This is a genomic window from Vibrio sp. MOR3 (genome assembly GCF_001557775.1).
In the GTDB taxonomy this organism is placed as follows: Bacteria; Pseudomonadota; Gammaproteobacteria; order Enterobacterales; family Vibrionaceae; genus Vibrio; species Vibrio jasicida.
Genome location: NZ_LNRD01000009.1, coordinates 137,381 through 153,226, shown reverse-complemented (window position 1 = coordinate 153,226; position 15,846 = coordinate 137,381). Strand labels below are relative to the sequence as shown.

The window sequence follows — 15,846 nt, the reverse complement described above, 5'->3', positions numbered from 1 at the left end:
GGTAAACATGTTAACCGCTATTAGAAAAAATGGTCTGACATTGGCGATCTTCGCCTGTGCAACAACCGGTCTTGTGGCACTGACTCAGTACCTAACAAAAGATCAAATTAAGCTTCAGGAACAAAAGCAATTGCTGTCGGTTCTTAACCAAGTGATTCCGGAAGAAATGCATGACAACAACCTTGTCGCGGCATGTACTATGGTATCTGCACCCGATCTAGGTACGGTTCGCTCGATGCCAGCTTACATTGCCACCAAAGATGGTCAACCAACGGCAATGGCAATTGAGTCTATCGCACCAGATGGCTACAACGGTGAAATCAAAATCATCACCGGCATCGATAACCAAGGCAAGATCCTTGGTACTCGTATCCTAAGCCATCAAGAAACGCCTGGATTGGGTGATAAAATTGATTTACGCGTTACGGATTGGATCTTGAGCTTCACCGGTAAGCAAGTGACAGAAAGTAACTGGAATTCTTGGCGAGTTCGTAAAGATGGTGGCGATTTCGATCAGTTTACTGGCGCAACCATTACCCCTCGTGCGGTAGTGAAAGCGGTGAGAAACACAGTAAACTACGTAAATAAGTCTCGTGATGAGATTCTGAATCAGCCCCTAGACTGCGCAGGAGGCAACCATGAGTGAAAATAAACTGCTAATGAAAAACGGCATGTGGAGCAACAACCCTGCCCTAGTGCAACTTCTGGGTTTGTGTCCTCTACTTGCGGTTTCTTCGACCATTACCAACGCCCTTGGTCTAGGTATTGCGACTTTGTTGGTGCTTGTCGGCTCTAACCTGACGGTTTCACTGATTCGTAACTACGTACCAAAAGAAATCCGTATTCCGGTTTTCGTTATGATCATCGCAGCCTTGGTAACTTGTGTTCAACTCTTGATGAACGCTTATGCCTACGGACTGTATCTATCTCTGGGTATCTTCATCCCATTGATCGTAACCAACTGTATTATCATCGGCCGTGCGGAAGCTTACGCATCGAAGAATGATCCATTACCAGCAGCATTGGATGGTTTCTGGATGGGTCTTGGTATGACAACCGTATTAGTTGTACTTGGCGCTATGCGTGAACTTATCGGCAACGGCACCTTATTCGATGGTGCAGACCTATTATTGGGTGACTGGGCTGCGGCACTGCGTATTCAAGTTTTCCACTTCGATAGCAGCTTCTTACTGGCATTATTGCCGCCAGGTGCGTTTATCGGCGTAGGACTTTTGATTGCGTTGAAAAACGTTATCGACAGCTCAATTCAGGAACGTCAGCCGAAAGAAGAAAAACCAGCCATTGAGCGCGCCCGCGTAACTAACGCATAATACAAGAATTCTAAAATCAAGGCTCTATCACTCGTAGGGCCTTTTTCATAAACCGCAAAGACGGGTTTGGAAGTCAGCAATGAACAAAGTCAAAAGAATTGAAATTCTCGAACGACTCCGAGAAAACAATCCCAATCCTCAGACAGAGCTCAACTGGAGCACGCCGTTTGAGTTGCTTATCGCCGTACTGCTTTCTGCGCAGGCGACGGACGTAAGCGTAAACAAGGCAACAGACAAGCTCTACCCTGTTGCGAACACGCCTCAAGGCATTCTTGATTTGGGTGTCGATGGTTTAAAGGAATACATCAAAACCATCGGTCTGTTTAATTCAAAAGCCGAAAACACCATCAAGACTTGTAAGATCTTACTAGAGAAGCACAACAGTGAAGTACCAGAAGATCGTGCAGCACTAGAAGCTTTGCCGGGTGTCGGTCGTAAAACCGCTAACGTGGTACTGAATACCGCCTTCGGTTGGCCAACTATCGCGGTGGACACACACATCTATCGTGTTTCTAACCGTACAAAGTTTGCGATGGGTAAAACCGTCGATGACGTAGAAGAAAAACTGCTAAAAGTGGTGCCAAAAGAGTTTAAGCTTGATGTACACCACTGGCTGATCCTTCATGGTCGTTACACATGTGTGGCAAGAAAACCGCGCTGTGGTAGCTGCATCATTGAAGATCTCTGTGAATACAAAGAAAAAGTGTACCCAGACGAATAAACCCGTCTGAAACAATCGCTAGGAGCAAATAATGTCAAACGGTCGAATTCTTCACACCATGCTACGCGTGGGTGATCTAGACAAATCTATCAAGTTCTACACTGAAGTAATGGGCATGCAGCTACTTCGTACCAATGAAAATAAAGAGTACGAATACACGCTAGCATTCTTAAGTTACGGTGATGAGTCTCAAGGTGCCGTCATCGAGCTGACTTACAACTGGGGTACAACCGAGTACGACTTAGGCTCTGCATTTGGCCATATCGCAATTGGCGTAGACGATATCTACTCAACTTGTGACGCAATCAAAGCAGCAGGTGGCAATGTCACTCGTGAAGCGGGCCCAGTAAAAGGCGGTACAACGCACATCGCTTTCGTGAAAGACCCTGATGGCTACATGATCGAGCTGATCCAAAACAAGCAAGCATCAGCAGGTTTAGAGGGCTAAACCCAGCCCCCATTCTGAAATGCTGTAAAAGATGACAGGCAGATCTGAGAGCTGCCTGCTCATTTATAAACAAATACCTTTACTTGATAATAATTATCGTTTAGATTTGTTCGCAACATCGATATGTGGGACAAACGATAATGATCAGTGAATGGGAAAAACACACACTTCTAGCCGATACTGCTCTTCAACTAGATGACCCTGTTCGCAGCATTCTTCATTACCAGCAAGCCCTTAGCCTGAGTGAAGATATTAGCGAATGCGTGGAAATAGAAGCTGATGAACGCTTACTAATTTCAGTGATTTCATGCCATAACCTCGCTCAATTTTGGCGCTGGGCTGGCGATACCGAGTATGAACTCAAATATCTGCAACTCGCATCTGAAAAAGTACTCACACTGATTCCTCAGTGCCCAAACAAAGATTGCGCGAGCTTTATTGATTCGATTGGCTGCTGTACAAAAGCACTGATTGATTTTATGAAACGACATCCGAATCCAGCGATTGCAAAACAAGTCGAAAAGATTGATACGGCTACGAATTGCGAAATCATTGCTAAATTTCGCTTAAACTAGCTGAAGTGACATGAAGGTAGCAACACAAGCGCATAAGTACTTTCAACAAGAACACAGTGATATAAAAACGCCAGAGTCTGACTCTGGCGTTTTTATTTGGTTAGCATTTCAATTAAACCTGGGTTCGTCCTAGCGAAATCACCACACGGCGGTTCTTATCTTTACCAATTGGTGAGCCATTATCAGCAATTGGTCGACGCTTGCCGTAGCCCTGCACTTGAATACGATCACCCGATAAACCCAGAGATTCGAAATACGCTCTAAGTGACTCTGCTCTTCTTTCTGAAAGACTTTGACTCGCACTCTTGCCATCCGTTGAATCTGTGTAGGTTGCAACAAGGACTAAATCGATATCTTGGTTGTGACGAACATAATCAGCAATTTGAGCCAAACGCTTCTTCGACGCTTTGGTTAACTGATCGCCTTGACGTTCATAGTGAAGAATCGTAAAGGCAATATCTTCGAAACTGTACTTCAACAAGTTAGCAATACAGTTACTAAAGGCATTGTATTTGCTTTGGAACAATACCGAAGACAACGCAATTTCAATACGTTGATCACGGCTCTGCCAATCTTGGTAGCTAAACGTTGGGTAGCGCCCTTTTTCTAGCTCAGACAAAATGCCCCACGCAGTTTGCCCACCAACATAGCCATCAAACTGTTTGAAGAACCTCAGGTTGGTAATTCGATCGGCATTCTCACCCGGACGCCAAGGTGGTGGCATAGAAATCAAACTAACGTTACGCGTTTCCCCCATAGGACGACGCATCTTTAGCTCAAAATCCAAATTGATCTTTTTGCTCGCACGAGACGAAAATACCGCGTCACCAAATCCAGGAATAGGATGCACAAGTTGGCATTCCAATGGCGTATTCATCACCATTTCCCATTGTGACTGTTGCGGAGTGGCAACGTAGCGTTTACCCATTGATGCAAAACTATGTGCACTGAGTAAAGATAACGCGACACCACTGGTTACAAGCCATTTATTCATCTAGGTACTATCTCTCAAACGGCACTCTATTGCCGCTTATTCGCCTGAATTAAAAACACGTGAAAGAATGCAAAAATCCCGCCAACATAAAAATAGCAACTTGATAGAAGGACTTAAGGGACGATTTGGCAAGCGCGTAAAATGGGAAATAACATCACGAGAATAACAGGTGACCTTCCCCCTTATTTTTAGTTATAAGTCTCACCCAATACGGACGAAACAGAATTCTACATTTATCCAAATTGCGGTTTTTCTCATCGATAGAATCTGCAATAATGCAGCCTTCGTCACACAAAAATAAGCCAACATGACAATAGAAAATGAAGCTCTAACCCTGAAAAAGCGTTTTCGTGGTTATTTTCCAGTGGTAGTTGACGTTGAGACCGCAGGTTTCAATGCTCAAACTGATGCACTTTTAGAAATCTGTGCCGTAACGTTGAGCATGGATGAAAACGGCGATTTGCATCCTGCCTCCACCATTCATTTTCATATCGAACCTTTTGAAGGCGCGAATTTAGAAAAAGAAGCGCTAGAATTCAACGGCATTCGTGACCCTTTTAGCCCACTCCGTGGTGCTGTCTCTGAGCAAGAAGCGCTGAAAGAAATTTATAAGTTGATCCGTAAAGAGCAAAAAGCAGAAGATTGTTCGCGTGCAATCATGGTGGCACATAACGCGGCTTTCGACTTAAGTTTTGTGAATGCAGCCAACGAACGCTGCAAACTAAAAAGAGTCCCTTTCCATCCATTTGCCACTTTTGATACCGCGACATTAAGTGGACTTGCTTATGGCCAAACTGTTCTGGCTAAAGCATGCAAAACAGCAGGGATGGACTTTGACAATCGTGAAGCACACTCTGCGCTTTACGATACACAAAAAACTGCAGAGCTATTCTGCGGCATCGTAAACAAATGGAAGGCCCTAGGCGGTTGGCCGCTTGTTAGCGAAGAATAATAAATAAACACAACATATTAGGAAAAGTATGAATCCTGTCGTTATATCTGTGTGCGTCATGCTCGTGTTAGCATTGATGCGCGTAAACGTGGTGGTTGCCCTCACGTTTAGTGCCATCGTTGGTGGCCTTGTTGCTGGTATGAGTCTTACCGATACTGTTTCTGCCTTTGAAAGCGGACTCGGCGGCGGTGCAACCATCGCATTAAGCTATGCAATGCTTGGTACATTTGCCGTTGCTATTTCTCGCTCGGGGATTACTGACCTACTTGCTAAAAGCGTTATCAAGCGCCTAAATGGCAAAGAAAGCTCTGCGTCGACTACTGGTCTTAAATACGCAGTATTGGTTGTGCTTGTCCTTGTCACCATGTCATCTCAAAACGTGATTCCGGTACACATCGCCTTTATTCCAATTTTGATTCCACCTCTTTTGGGCGTTTTCGCTAAGCTGAAGCTGGACCGTCGTTTGGTCGCTTGTGTGCTTACCTTCGGTTTGATCACGCCTTATATGATTCTACCAATCGGTTTTGGTGGCATCTTCCTAAACAACATCCTATTGAAGAACTTACATGACAATGGTCTAACAGATGTCGTGGCAAGCCAAGTACCGACAGCAATGCTGTTGCCGGGCGCAGGTATGTTGTTTGGCCTTCTGACGGCAATCTTCTTTAGCTACCGTAAACCTCGTGAATACAAAGAAACTGAACTGACCGTTGTTCAAGAATCTGAAGAGAAGCTAAATAAGAAACACATTTTGGTTGCTGGCTTGGGTATTCTTGCTGCGCTAAGCGTACAGCTATACACGGGCTCAATGATCATCGGTGCACTAGCTGGCTTTATGGTATTCACCTTCGGTGGTGTTATCGCATGGAAAGAGACGCACGATGTGTTCACTAAAGGTGTACACATGATGGCAATGATCGGCTTCATCATGATTGCAGCGGCAGGTTTTGCGGCAGTAATGAAGCAAACTGGCGGCGTTGAAACACTAGTACAATCACTATCAACAAGCATCGGCGATAACAAACCTCTAGCTGCTCTGCTTATGCTGATCGTTGGTCTATTGGTCACTATGGGCATTGGTTCATCGTTCTCTACGATTCCAATCCTTGCAACTATCTATGTCCCGCTATCACTAGCGTTCGGCTTCTCACCAATGGCAACTATCGCACTAGTCGGTACTGCTGCTGCGCTAGGTGATGCAGGCTCTCCAGCTTCTGATTCAACGTTAGGTCCAACATCGGGGCTAAATGCGGATGGCCAACACGAGCACATTTGGGAAACCGTTGTTCCGACATTTATCCACTACAACATTCCACTGATCATCTTCGGTTGGATTGCTGCAATGGTGCTGTAATCGCATCATTTGAATGGATACAATTCGTTACGAAAAAGCCGCTCGAGTGAGCGGCTTTTTGTTAATTTGAATACCTACGAATAACGCTTTAGAGGCTTCAATTCAATCATTGAGCGGACATATTATCAACGATGCGCTCTCGAATAAGCTTTAGCGTCGCCTCAGTCGATAGGTAATCAACTTCAATCGGGAAGTAAGCATCGTTGATTTGCAGTACCAAGCTTGGGTACCCGTTCACACCAAGGCTTTTTGCAAGACTCAACTGATCTTGGAACACGCCTTCTAACAAAGCGCCATCCATATCGTTTTTGAACTGTTGAACGTTCAAACCAATCTCTTTTGCCAATTGCAGGTGCGTTGCTTCTTCGTGAGGAGGAAGAGCTCGCAGGTAGTACGCATGCTGAATTGCTTCTAACATTTGCTCATAAGAATCTTGGAACCCCGCGGCGATAACCGCACGGCATGATTGGTATGTACTTCTTACTGGCGTACACAAGGTCCAGAAATCATAATTGAACTTGGTGCCAAGCTGGCGCTCGATCTGCTTCCAAATTTGTTCGATCTTTTGTTGCATTTCTGGAGGCATCGGCAGATTAGTATCTGGCGCAAGGCCACCCACCACATACTCAAACTGAATGACACCCGGCAGCTGTTGTTTCAATTTTTCAATGGTTGGTTTGTAACCCCAACACCAACTGCACATTGGGTCATGTACGTAGTAAAGCTTTATGTTCATTCCACTAACCTAAAAAAGAAAAAGGAGCCAATGCGGCTCCTTTGTATTCTATCGCCAAATTTGAGTATTTACGAATTACTCAGCGTCACCTTCAACGCGTGCTGCCGCTTCTTTGATAAGAGGCTGAAGCTCACCTTTCTGGAACATTTCCAAAATGATGTCACAACCACCGATCAGTTCGCCTTCAATCCATAGTTGTGGGAATGTTGGCCATTGAGCGTATTTTGGTAGCTCAGCACGGATGTCTGGGTTTTGTAGAATGTCTACGTAAGCGAACTTCTCGCCACAAGCCATTAGCGCCTGTGCAGCTTGAGAAGAGAAACCACAGCTAGGCAGTTTCGGTGATCCTTTCATGTACAGCAAGATTGTGTTTTCAGAGATCTGCTGTTTGATTTTATCGATAGTTTCCATCGCTTCCTCATTCATGGATGTGAACTTTAATTATTGCCACATTTTACTCAATAACCACAGAATAAAAACCATATAATTAGTAAGTCTTTGTGGGTTTTATCTTAAAATATTTTCATATCGGGGTTTTAATAAAGTAAAAACTTGCTAAAATACTTTTCAAGTCAGTCGTAAAGACTACATGTAAATAAAAACACTGGAAGCAATCGAAAGGTAACCCTTTCATATCTATGGAGAATTGAGTAATGGCATTTGAACTACCAGCTCTACCTTACGCGAAAGACGCACTAGAACCACACATCTCTGCTGAAACTCTAGATTTCCACCACGGTAAACACCACAACACTTACGTAGTTAAGCTAAACGGTCTTATCCCTGGTACTGAGTTCGAAGGCAAAACACTAGAAGAAATCATCAAGACTTCTACTGGTGGCGTATTCAACAACGCAGCACAGATCTGGAACCACACGTTCTACTGGCACTGTCTAGCTCCAAACGCGGGCGGCGAACCAACTGGTGCAGTTGCTGAAGCAATCAACGCAGCATTCGGTTCTTTCGAAGAATTCAAAGCGAAGTTCACTGATTCAGCAATCAACAACTTCGGTTCTTCATGGACTTGGCTAGTTAAGAAAGCTGACGGTTCTCTAGAGATCGTTAACACTTCTAACGCTGCAACGCCTCTAACAGAAGAAGGTACTACTCCACTTCTAACTGTTGACCTTTGGGAACACGCGTACTACATCGATTACCGCAACGTACGTCCTGATTACATGAACGGCTTCTGGGCTCTTGTAAACTGGGACTTCGTAGCTGAGAACCTAGCGAAGTAATTTACTTCCCCCTAAGTTCAATTTAGTCATATTTAAAAGCTCGCATTATTGCGGGCTTTTTTATTGCTTCTCCGACCTATTTTTTCAATTAATCCCCTCTTTTTCCTAAAGTTCTTCCCTTCGTTGCCGTTAAAAGTGCATTAAGCGAGGAACATCATGCAAATCCATACTTTAGACAAGGCAGTAATCATCAACGAACTTCAGTTCGGCAATGGTATTAACCATGCTGTACATGAAGGTCGCCGCGCTGATTTCTCGCTGATTCTGTCTATGTTCTCTAATGATGTTCGCGATGTAGTCCCGGTTGAAGAAGTACAAGAAGTCATTACAAGCGATGACCTCCTTCGTAAACAGTTTGGTTTATCACAACCACAAGCGCTTCGCTCAGACAGCAGCAGTTACGAGCTAGCTGCAGAGCAAGCAAAGCAATTCCATGATGCGGGTTTACCGTCTGCTAAACTAAGCCACTACCTTAAACCTGATGCACTAACCTATTTGCCTCAAGACACGTTCAACCTACCGGAAAACGTCTATCACAACCTTTCCGGTCATGAGCGCCGTAGTTTAGGCGAACGTAACAAAACACTGATTCCTGACGCAGGGCTTTACAATCAATTAGTGACGGCACAGCGTCAGTATCAAATCCAAACGCAGGCTTAACGCTCCGTGTTCACTCCAACAGATTGCATTCTGCACACGTCAGAAATGTGACGCCTTACAAATTCCCAAACAATAGTTGCGGTTCAAAAGCGTTACTTTGAAGCTTTTCACACTGAGCTCATAAAAATTCATCCATGCTGTTAGCACAAACCACTGATGTATTGTTTAACACAAGAAATGACAGTGTAGGTGCTATGGATATTAAAGAATCAATCATTCTCGTCACTTCCGCAGGAACTATCCTCGGCAGAACATGCTCTAGTCACTTTGCCCACTTAGGGGCAACGATTGTTCTTTGCGACCAGAATCCAACGGCCTTGAGAGCCAGTTATGAGCAAATTAGCGCCTTTTCAGATAAGGTGTACGCCATTAATGTGTGCAGTGATAACACCACGTCCATCAATTTATTGTTTGACCAAATAGAATCTCAGCTTGGTGCGACACCAGATGTCATCGTCAATTGTTGGACCAGTTCACCAATGCCAAGTTTGATGGCTCCAGAACCAATGAGTACTTATATCGATCATCTTTCATCTGCGGCTCGCTTTCTTTATACCTATGGTCAAGTGAGCGCAGAGCGCTTCCGCTCCAGAGAAAAGAAAGGCGTAATCGTCAATGTCATTTCTCATGATAATCATGAAGATCTCACGGGTGTGGAAAGCATGGCGGCATTAGTCTCTGGTTTTACCCACAGCTGGGCAAAAGAACTGACCCCTTTCAACATCCGGGTTGGTGGTGTCATCCCTTCAGTAAATCATACGAGTGAAGATGTAGATGAACGACATTGGGCGCAAATTCAAGACGAGCTAGTGAGGAATACGGCTTATATTGTTGCTAACGAGTACTTTAGCGGTCGAGTCGTAACGACCGAAGTCTGAGTAAACCTCCTAACCAAAACACCTCTTCAAGCAGAACTTCTCATAATTTGAAAAGCATAAAAAAAAGCCCCAGTCTCTCGACTGGGGCTTTGCTTTTTCCCGATGGTAGATTTCGTGCTAGCGAAAACCTATCCCATAACTAACATCTTGCTTATGCGTTAGCTTTTTCTTTCTTAGCTTTTGGTGCTGCTTCTTTCGCTACTTGGTCTGCTTTCTTTTTGATAACAGTTGTACCTTCGAAAGTTTCGCCTTCAACGAAGGCTTTACCGTAGTAAGAAGCCATTAGTACTTCTTTTAGCTCTGTGATTAGAGGGTAACGTGGGTTCGCACCAGTACATTGGTCATCGAACGCTTCAACCGCTAGCTCGTCTAGTTTCGCAACGAAATCAGACTCTGCAACGCCTGCTGCTTGAATCGACAGCGGGATGTCTAGGTCACCTTTCAGCTCTTCTAGCCATGCTAGTAGACGTTCAATTTTCTGAGCAGTACGGTCACCAGCTTGGCTTAGGCCTAGGTGGTCAGCAACTTCAGCGTAACGACGACGTGCTTGTGGACGGTCGTACTGAGAGAATGCAGTCTGCTTAGTTGGGTTATCGTTCGCGTTGTAACGTACAACGTTCGAGATTAGTAGCGCGTTAGCAAGACCGTGTGGTAGGTGGAACTCAGCACCAATCTTGTGCGCCATTGAGTGACAAACACCTAGGAATGCGTTCGCAAACGCGATACCAGCGATAGTTGCCGCGTTGTGTACTTTCTCACGAGCGATTGGGTCGTTTGCACCGTTTGCATAGCTTGATGGTAGGTATTCTTTAAGCATCTTAAGTGCTTGTAGAGCTTGACCATCAGAGTATTCGTTAGCAAGAACAGATACGTAAGCTTCTAGAGCGTGAGTTACTGCATCGTAACCACCGAATGCTGTTAGAGACTTAGGCATATTCATTACTAGGTTAGCATCAACGATAGCCATGTTTGGCGTGATTTCGTAGTCAGCTAGTGGGTACTTAGCACCAGTCTTGTCGTCTGTAACAACCGCGAATGGAGTAACTTCAGAACCCGTACCTGAAGTTGTAGTGATACATACAAGCTCAGCTTTTTGACCCATTTTAGGGAACTTGTAGATACGTTTACGGATGTCCATAAAGCGCATTGCTAGTTCTTCGAAGTGAGTTTCTGGGTGCTCGTACATTACCCACATGATCTTAGCTGCATCCATTGGTGAGCCGCCACCTAGAGCTAGGATTACGTCAGGTTGGAAGCTCTTCATTGCTTCTGCGCCTTTCTCAACAACAGATAGTGTTGGATCCGCTTCTACGTCGAAGAATGTTTGAACTTCGATGCCTTGCTCTTTAAGCAGTTTAACTACTTCGTCAGCGTAACCGTTGTTGAATAGGAAACGGTCAGTTACTAGGAATGCGCGTTTCTTACCTTCTAGGTCGCTCATTGCGATTGGAAGGCTACCACGACGGAAGTAGATAGACTTAGGTAGTTTGTGCCACAACATGTTTTCAGCTCGCTTAGCTACAGTTTTCTTGTTGATAAGGTGCTTAGGACCAACGTTTTCAGAGATAGAGTTACCACCCCATGAACCACAACCTAGAGTTAGAGAAGGTGCTACGTTGAAGTTGTAAAGGTCACCGATACCACCGTGAGTAGTTGGGATGTTTACAAGGATACGTGCAGTCTTCATCTTGTCACCGAAGTAACGGATGCGGTCTGCGTTAACGTCTTGGTTAGTGTAAAGGCCAGATGTGTGACCGATACCACCGATTTCAACCATTGTTACTGCTTGAGCAACTGCGTCTTCGAAGTCGTCAGCACGGAAGAGACCAAGAGTTGGAGATAGTTTCTCGTGAGCGAATTCATCATCGTAAGAAACTTTACCTAGGCCTTCACCTACAAGTACTTTTGTATCAGCAGGAACTTTAACACCCGCCATTTCAGCGATTGCTGGAGCAGGTTGACCTACGATTTTCGCGTTTAGTGCGCCGTCGATAAGAAGTACTTTACGTACTTTATCAGCATCAGATTTAGATAGAACGTGAGCTTTGTGAGAAGCGAAACGCTCTTTCACTTCGTCGTATACTTCACCAACTACGATTGCAGCTTGCTCAGAAGCACATACTACGCCGTTATCGAAAGTCTTAGACATAAGGATAGAAGCAACAGCACGTTTGATGTCAGCTGTTTCATCGATAACTACAGGAACGTTACCTGCACCTACACCGATTGCTGGCTTACCAGAAGAGTATGCTGCTTTAACCATGCCTGGACCACCAGTTGCAAGGATAAGAGCGATACCGTCGTGCTTCATAAGAGCGTTAGAAAGCTCTACAGATGGTTGGTCGATCCAACCGATGATGTCTTTTGGAGCACCCGCTGCTACTGCTGCATCTAGAACTAGTTTCGCTGCATCGTTAGTTGAGTTCTTCGCACGTGGGTGTGGCGAGAAGATGATGCCGTTACGAGTTTTTAGAGAGATTAGAGATTTGAAGATTGCTGTAGAAGTTGGGTTCGTTGTTGGAACGATACCACAGATGATACCTACAGGCTCTGCGATAGTCATCGTGCCTAGGTTGTCATCTTCTTCCAAGATGCCACATGTTTTTTCATCTTTGTATTTGTTGTAGATAAATTCTGAAGCGAAGTGGTTTTTGATTACCTTATCTTCAACAATACCCATTCCAGATTCAGCAACTGCTTGTTGTGCTAGTGGGATACGAGCATGGTTAGCTGCAAGAGAAGCTGCGCGGAAGATTGCGTCTACTTTCTCTTGTGAGAACGTTGCGAATTCTTCTTGTGCTGCTTTAACGCGTGCTACTAGAGCATCTAGTTCAGCTAAGTTAGTTACAGGCATGGTGGATCTCCTAAAATAATAAATATTAAAAACTTTTTAGTAAGGCTATTGTCTTTCGTTTTGACTGTTTATCAGCGTTTTAACTAACAACCATCTTAGTAAATTGCTTTCAGGGCTGAGTATAATATTTCAGAGTGTGAAAAAAATTGACTTGGATCAGTTCTCACAACTGAAATACCCCCAAAGTAGTGGTTTACCACAACAAAACCAGCTAAATAATTGATAAACAAACAAATTAAGCTTAATTTTTAATTGCACAAAAAAGAAGCAAACGAACTTAAAAATAAAAGAAACAACAACAATCTGTAAAAAAGTTTCATTTTTAGCCAACAAAATTACATGTGGACCCTAATTTTTGTGCTACTGAGAGTATATCGAATGCGTCATATCTCTCTACAAACCACCCTTCTTTTTGTGAAAAATGTGCGAATGTTAACGTTTGTGTAAATCAGTTCAGGTTCTCACCAGCCTTCTACGTAACAATTCGTTTCCAGAATGCATACATTTCTTTCAATAATTAGTTTTTCTCACAAATACTAGCCCAAATACGTTAGTTTTTTTCATTTCTTCCCAACGCACTTTTGCCTTACATTACCGCCTAAAATTACCCCCTCTCTTTTTCACTATTGTGAACGTTTACGAGTAAGCAACATGCAGACTTTAGAGTTAGCTATTTTCCTACAGTTTTTCCTCGGTTTGGTCGCCGCAGTTAACCCGGTAGGCATCATGCCTGTTTTTGTGTCTTTGACTGGGCATATGACGCCAGAAGAGAAAAGCAAAACCGCCACGACAGCCAATATTGCTGTCGCGAGTATTCTGATTATTTCTTTGTTTGCTGGTCAGTTGCTGCTGGACATGTTCAGTATTTCGCTCGATTCGTTTCGCGTAGCTGGCGGTTTACTGCTTCTAAGCATCGCATTCTCGATGATGAGTGGTAAGTTGGGTGAAGATAAGCAAAACAAGCAAGAGAAGACGGAATACGTAAGCCGTGAACAAATTGGTGTCGTACCACTTGCCATGCCGTTAATGGCAGGTCCAGGTGCAATTAGCTCAACCATCGTTTACGGCGCACGCTACCCTAGCGCGCTGGATACAGTTGGTATCAGCTTAACGATCGTTTTATTTTGTTTCTGCTCTTGGTTACTGTTCCGCTCCGCGCCTTTAATTGTGCGTTTCCTTGGACAAACTGGCATCAACGTGATCACTCGTATTATGGGCCTAATCCTCGGCGCGCTTGGTATTGAGTTTATCGCGAACGGTTTAAGAAACCTGTTTCCTGGTTTAGCCTAAGTTTCTTAACTTCTGGTATGATGTTGCAATCCGTTTCATTTTAACGTCGATAGTGCAACATCATGCCTCGCAAGTCTCTAAAGCATCATTTATATGTGATTATTTTCGGTACTCATACTCGTGCCGGACGCATCTTTGATATCGCGCTGATCGTCGCGATCATCGCATCTCTCGTGGTTCTTATTCTGGAATCTCTGCCGACTGTAATGACAGAATGGTCGCAAGAGTTGCGCTACGTGGAATATACTTTCACCGCTTTATTCACCATTGAGTATCTGCTGCGACTGTATTGTTCGCCCAAACCTAAGTCCTACGCCACCAGCTTTTATGGTGTCGTCGATCTCTTAGCGATACTGCCAACCTACTTAGCTATCATCTTCCCTGGCGCTTCCTTTATGGGGGTCGTTAGACTGCTGCGTGTTATGCGCATCTTCCGTATTTTAAAGTTAGTTCGCTATTTGCAAGACTCGAATATTTTATTGCGCTCCCTTTTAATGGCGCGACGCAAGATTATTATCTTCTTTAGTACGGTGGGAATTCTCGTCACCATCTTTGGTGCGTTGATCTTTGTGATTGAAGGGCCACACAACGGTTTCACGAGTATCCCAAAAAGCATCTACTGGGCGATTGTGACGATTACTACGGTAGGCTATGGCGACATGGTGCCGCAAACGCATCTCGGTAAAGCAATCGCGTCATTAACTATGTTGCTTGGTTATTCGATATTGGCAGTTCCTACCGGGATTATTACCGCAGAACTGAGCAATGAGATGAATGCTCACAAAGAGCTTGTGAAATGCCCCAACTGTAATCGCTCCGGTCATGATTCTGATGCGATGCACTGCAAGCATTGTGGTAGTGAGCTGGCAGATCCTGATAATCGCGTCGTCAGAGCGGATGAGGAAGATTAGAATCGGGAATCGGCGATATTTTGTCTTTCCGGGGATAGATTCTATCAACGCCTTTTAGAGCGTAGTTTCTTTCACTAGCCTTCCAGCGGAGCGCTTCCAAGTATTGGAGCGTTGCACACCGAACCAAGAGATTCCCGACTGCACTCCTTCGTCGCTTTCGGTAGTGACGTTGTTTTAGTTTAGAGAACAATGCCCGTCATCCTCAAGAGCAAGGAACGAGCGAGTTGGGGATCTCGCTCTTCCTAAAACTCGGGATGACTTAGCTATATATTTTTATTGGCCTTCAAGTATCGTTACTTTAACAACCACTGGTTTCAGTAAACACTTTTGTTTCGGCACCCGAACTATCTGCAAATGCGTGAATCTCGTAACGAGCGTAACATTTGGTAGCTTCTATTTCCGCTGTTGTTGGGTACGGATAGTGCTTTTCGGCCGATACTAAATCAGAGAAGGTATAAACCATGTAAACTGGGACAGTGTAGCCCGGACTGTAGTTATCATATACAGCCCAAGTAAACTCAGTACCTTTCGTTAAATTATAATCAGCATCTAAATCAACAAACTTCGGCATACCTTTAGTTTTCACTGCTGGGAATCCATAGTGGTACTGTCTACCATCTTCATCCTCTGTGTCTGTATCCGCCCATTGTTTGTGTTCGAAGCCCTCTAGAATTCCTTTTCCATGACCAATTTCGGAAGCATTTTGCAAAGAAGCTGCTACACCTTCTATTACTGAAGCTCTCGCATCATGTTGAAGATTTAAAAACTTAGGTGCGGCAACGACGGCTAGAATGCCGAGTATGACGATGACAACCACTAACTCTATGAGAGTAAAACCTTTTGTATTTTGTTTCATTACCGCACTCCAATGGATTAATTTCGCGGCAACGGTATGCAACAAAAG

General features: G+C 44.3%; 17 protein-coding genes. 12 read left to right on the top strand and 5 right to left on the bottom strand.

Annotated elements, in window-relative coordinates; genetic code table 11:
* Positions 1-7: 7 nt before the first annotated feature.
* The 5 genes from rsxG (at position 8) to ATB76_RS17555 (ending at position 3,075) form a co-directional block, all read left to right on the top strand.
* Entirely contained in the window at positions 8-646 is a 639-nt protein-coding gene (gene rsxG / locus ATB76_RS17575; protein WP_061035814.1) for an electron transport complex subunit RsxG, read from the top strand.
* Positions 639-1,331: an electron transport complex subunit E gene (locus ATB76_RS17570; protein ID WP_005439683.1), complete on the top strand. Its 693-nt coding sequence runs from the start codon at positions 639-641 to the stop codon at positions 1,329-1,331. Before rsxG ends, ATB76_RS17570 begins: the two co-directional genes overlap by 8 nt.
* Before the next feature lie 79 nt (positions 1,332-1,410).
* Positions 1,411-2,052, top strand: coding sequence for an endonuclease III (gene nth / locus ATB76_RS17565; protein ID WP_038881585.1), 642 nt, complete (start codon positions 1,411-1,413; stop codon positions 2,050-2,052).
* A 31-nt stretch (positions 2,053-2,083) separates the two neighbouring features.
* A complete protein-coding gene (gloA, locus tag ATB76_RS17560; protein ID WP_061035813.1) occupies positions 2,084-2,500 on the top strand; it encodes a lactoylglutathione lyase in 417 nt (138 codons plus the stop codon).
* Positions 2,501-2,640: 140 nt separating this feature from the next.
* Positions 2,641-3,075: a DUF2753 domain-containing protein gene (locus ATB76_RS17555; protein WP_005439686.1), complete on the top strand. Its 435-nt coding sequence runs from the start codon at positions 2,641-2,643 to the stop codon at positions 3,073-3,075.
* A 112-nt stretch (positions 3,076-3,187) separates the two neighbouring features.
* Here ATB76_RS17555 and ATB76_RS17550 read toward each other — a convergent pair whose 3' ends face one another.
* Complete coding sequence (locus ATB76_RS17550) at positions 3,188-4,069, bottom strand: OmpA family protein (protein WP_061035812.1); 882 nt, start codon at positions 4,067-4,069, stop codon at positions 3,188-3,190.
* A gap of 307 nt (positions 4,070-4,376) precedes the next feature.
* Here ATB76_RS17550 and rnt point away from each other — a divergent pair, with 307 nt between their 5' ends.
* Both rnt and ATB76_RS17540 read left to right on the top strand, forming a co-directional pair.
* Complete coding sequence (gene rnt, locus ATB76_RS17545) at positions 4,377-5,021, top strand: ribonuclease T (protein ID WP_038869335.1); 645 nt, start codon at positions 4,377-4,379, stop codon at positions 5,019-5,021.
* A 28-nt stretch (positions 5,022-5,049) separates the two neighbouring features.
* A complete protein-coding gene (locus ATB76_RS17540; protein ID WP_038881580.1) occupies positions 5,050-6,375 on the top strand; it encodes a Na+/H+ antiporter family protein in 1,326 nt (441 codons plus the stop codon).
* Positions 6,376-6,481: 106 nt separating this feature from the next.
* On the opposite strand, the gene ATB76_RS17535 is transcribed toward ATB76_RS17540, so the two are convergent.
* A complete protein-coding gene (locus tag ATB76_RS17535) occupies positions 6,482-7,111 on the bottom strand; it encodes a DsbA family protein (protein WP_042601273.1) in 630 nt (209 codons plus the stop codon).
* Between the two features lie 75 nt (positions 7,112-7,186).
* Positions 7,187-7,522, bottom strand: coding sequence for a Grx4 family monothiol glutaredoxin (locus ATB76_RS17530; RefSeq protein ID WP_038869223.1), 336 nt, complete (start codon positions 7,520-7,522; stop codon positions 7,187-7,189).
* A 242-nt stretch (positions 7,523-7,764) separates the two neighbouring features.
* Here ATB76_RS17530 and sodB point away from each other — a divergent pair, with 242 nt between their 5' ends.
* The 3 genes from sodB to ATB76_RS17515 all read left to right on the top strand — a co-directional run bounded on the left by sodB (position 7,765) and on the right by ATB76_RS17515 (position 9,887).
* Complete coding sequence (sodB, locus tag ATB76_RS17525) at positions 7,765-8,349, top strand: superoxide dismutase [Fe] (RefSeq protein WP_038881576.1); 585 nt, start codon at positions 7,765-7,767, stop codon at positions 8,347-8,349.
* Positions 8,350-8,505: 156 nt separating this feature from the next.
* Positions 8,506-9,009, top strand: a complete 504-nt coding sequence (locus ATB76_RS17520; protein ID WP_042601272.1) for a VC2046/SO_2500 family protein — start codon at positions 8,506-8,508, stop codon at positions 9,007-9,009.
* Positions 9,010-9,143: 134 nt separating this feature from the next.
* Positions 9,144-9,887: an SDR family oxidoreductase gene (locus ATB76_RS17515; RefSeq protein WP_042601271.1), complete on the top strand. Its 744-nt coding sequence runs from the start codon at positions 9,144-9,146 to the stop codon at positions 9,885-9,887.
* A gap of 151 nt (positions 9,888-10,038) precedes the next feature.
* On the opposite strand, the gene adhE is transcribed toward ATB76_RS17515, so the two are convergent.
* A complete protein-coding gene (adhE, locus tag ATB76_RS17510; protein ID WP_038869217.1) occupies positions 10,039-12,741 on the bottom strand; it encodes a bifunctional acetaldehyde-CoA/alcohol dehydrogenase in 2,703 nt (900 codons plus the stop codon).
* A 651-nt stretch (positions 12,742-13,392) separates the two neighbouring features.
* Between adhE and ATB76_RS17505 the strand changes: the two genes are divergently transcribed.
* Both ATB76_RS17505 and ATB76_RS17500 read left to right on the top strand, forming a co-directional pair.
* Positions 13,393-14,031 (top strand): YchE family NAAT transporter, encoded by a 639-nt coding sequence (locus ATB76_RS17505; protein WP_038869216.1) that lies wholly within the window; start codon positions 13,393-13,395, stop codon positions 14,029-14,031.
* A gap of 62 nt (positions 14,032-14,093) precedes the next feature.
* Positions 14,094-14,942, top strand: coding sequence for an ion transporter (locus ATB76_RS17500; protein WP_038869214.1), 849 nt, complete (start codon positions 14,094-14,096; stop codon positions 14,940-14,942).
* Between the two features lie 298 nt (positions 14,943-15,240).
* Here the strand turns inward: ATB76_RS17500 and ATB76_RS28835 are convergent, their stop codons facing one another.
* Positions 15,241-15,798: a type II secretion system protein gene (locus tag ATB76_RS28835; protein WP_038869212.1), complete on the bottom strand. Its 558-nt coding sequence runs from the start codon at positions 15,796-15,798 to the stop codon at positions 15,241-15,243.
* Positions 15,799-15,846: the final 48 nt, after the last annotated feature.

Coding starts and splice junctions, on each gene's coding strand:
- rsxG (WP_061035814.1), top strand. CDS start 8: ATGTTAACCGCTATTAGAAAAAATGGTCTGACATTGGCGATCTTCGCC.
- ATB76_RS17570 (WP_005439683.1), top strand. CDS start 639: ATGAGTGAAAATAAACTGCTAATGAAAAACGGCATGTGGAGCAACAAC.
- nth (WP_038881585.1), top strand. CDS start 1,411: ATGAACAAAGTCAAAAGAATTGAAATTCTCGAACGACTCCGAGAAAAC.
- gloA (WP_061035813.1), top strand. CDS start 2,084: ATGTCAAACGGTCGAATTCTTCACACCATGCTACGCGTGGGTGATCTA.
- ATB76_RS17555 (WP_005439686.1), top strand. CDS start 2,641: ATGATCAGTGAATGGGAAAAACACACACTTCTAGCCGATACTGCTCTT.
- ATB76_RS17550 (WP_061035812.1), bottom strand. CDS start 4,069: ATGAATAAATGGCTTGTAACCAGTGGTGTCGCGTTATCTTTACTCAGT.
- rnt (WP_038869335.1), top strand. CDS start 4,377: ATGACAATAGAAAATGAAGCTCTAACCCTGAAAAAGCGTTTTCGTGGT.
- ATB76_RS17540 (WP_038881580.1), top strand. CDS start 5,050: ATGAATCCTGTCGTTATATCTGTGTGCGTCATGCTCGTGTTAGCATTG.
- ATB76_RS17535 (WP_042601273.1), bottom strand. CDS start 7,111: ATGAACATAAAGCTTTACTACGTACATGACCCAATGTGCAGTTGGTGT.
- ATB76_RS17530 (WP_038869223.1), bottom strand. CDS start 7,522: ATGGAAACTATCGATAAAATCAAACAGCAGATCTCTGAAAACACAATC.
- sodB (WP_038881576.1), top strand. CDS start 7,765: ATGGCATTTGAACTACCAGCTCTACCTTACGCGAAAGACGCACTAGAA.
- ATB76_RS17520 (WP_042601272.1), top strand. CDS start 8,506: ATGCAAATCCATACTTTAGACAAGGCAGTAATCATCAACGAACTTCAG.
- ATB76_RS17515 (WP_042601271.1), top strand. CDS start 9,144: ATGCTGTTAGCACAAACCACTGATGTATTGTTTAACACAAGAAATGAC.
- adhE (WP_038869217.1), bottom strand. CDS start 12,741: ATGCCTGTAACTAACTTAGCTGAACTAGATGCTCTAGTAGCACGCGTT.
- ATB76_RS17505 (WP_038869216.1), top strand. CDS start 13,393: ATGCAGACTTTAGAGTTAGCTATTTTCCTACAGTTTTTCCTCGGTTTG.
- ATB76_RS17500 (WP_038869214.1), top strand. CDS start 14,094: ATGCCTCGCAAGTCTCTAAAGCATCATTTATATGTGATTATTTTCGGT.
- ATB76_RS28835 (WP_038869212.1), bottom strand. CDS start 15,798: ATGAAACAAAATACAAAAGGTTTTACTCTCATAGAGTTAGTGGTTGTC.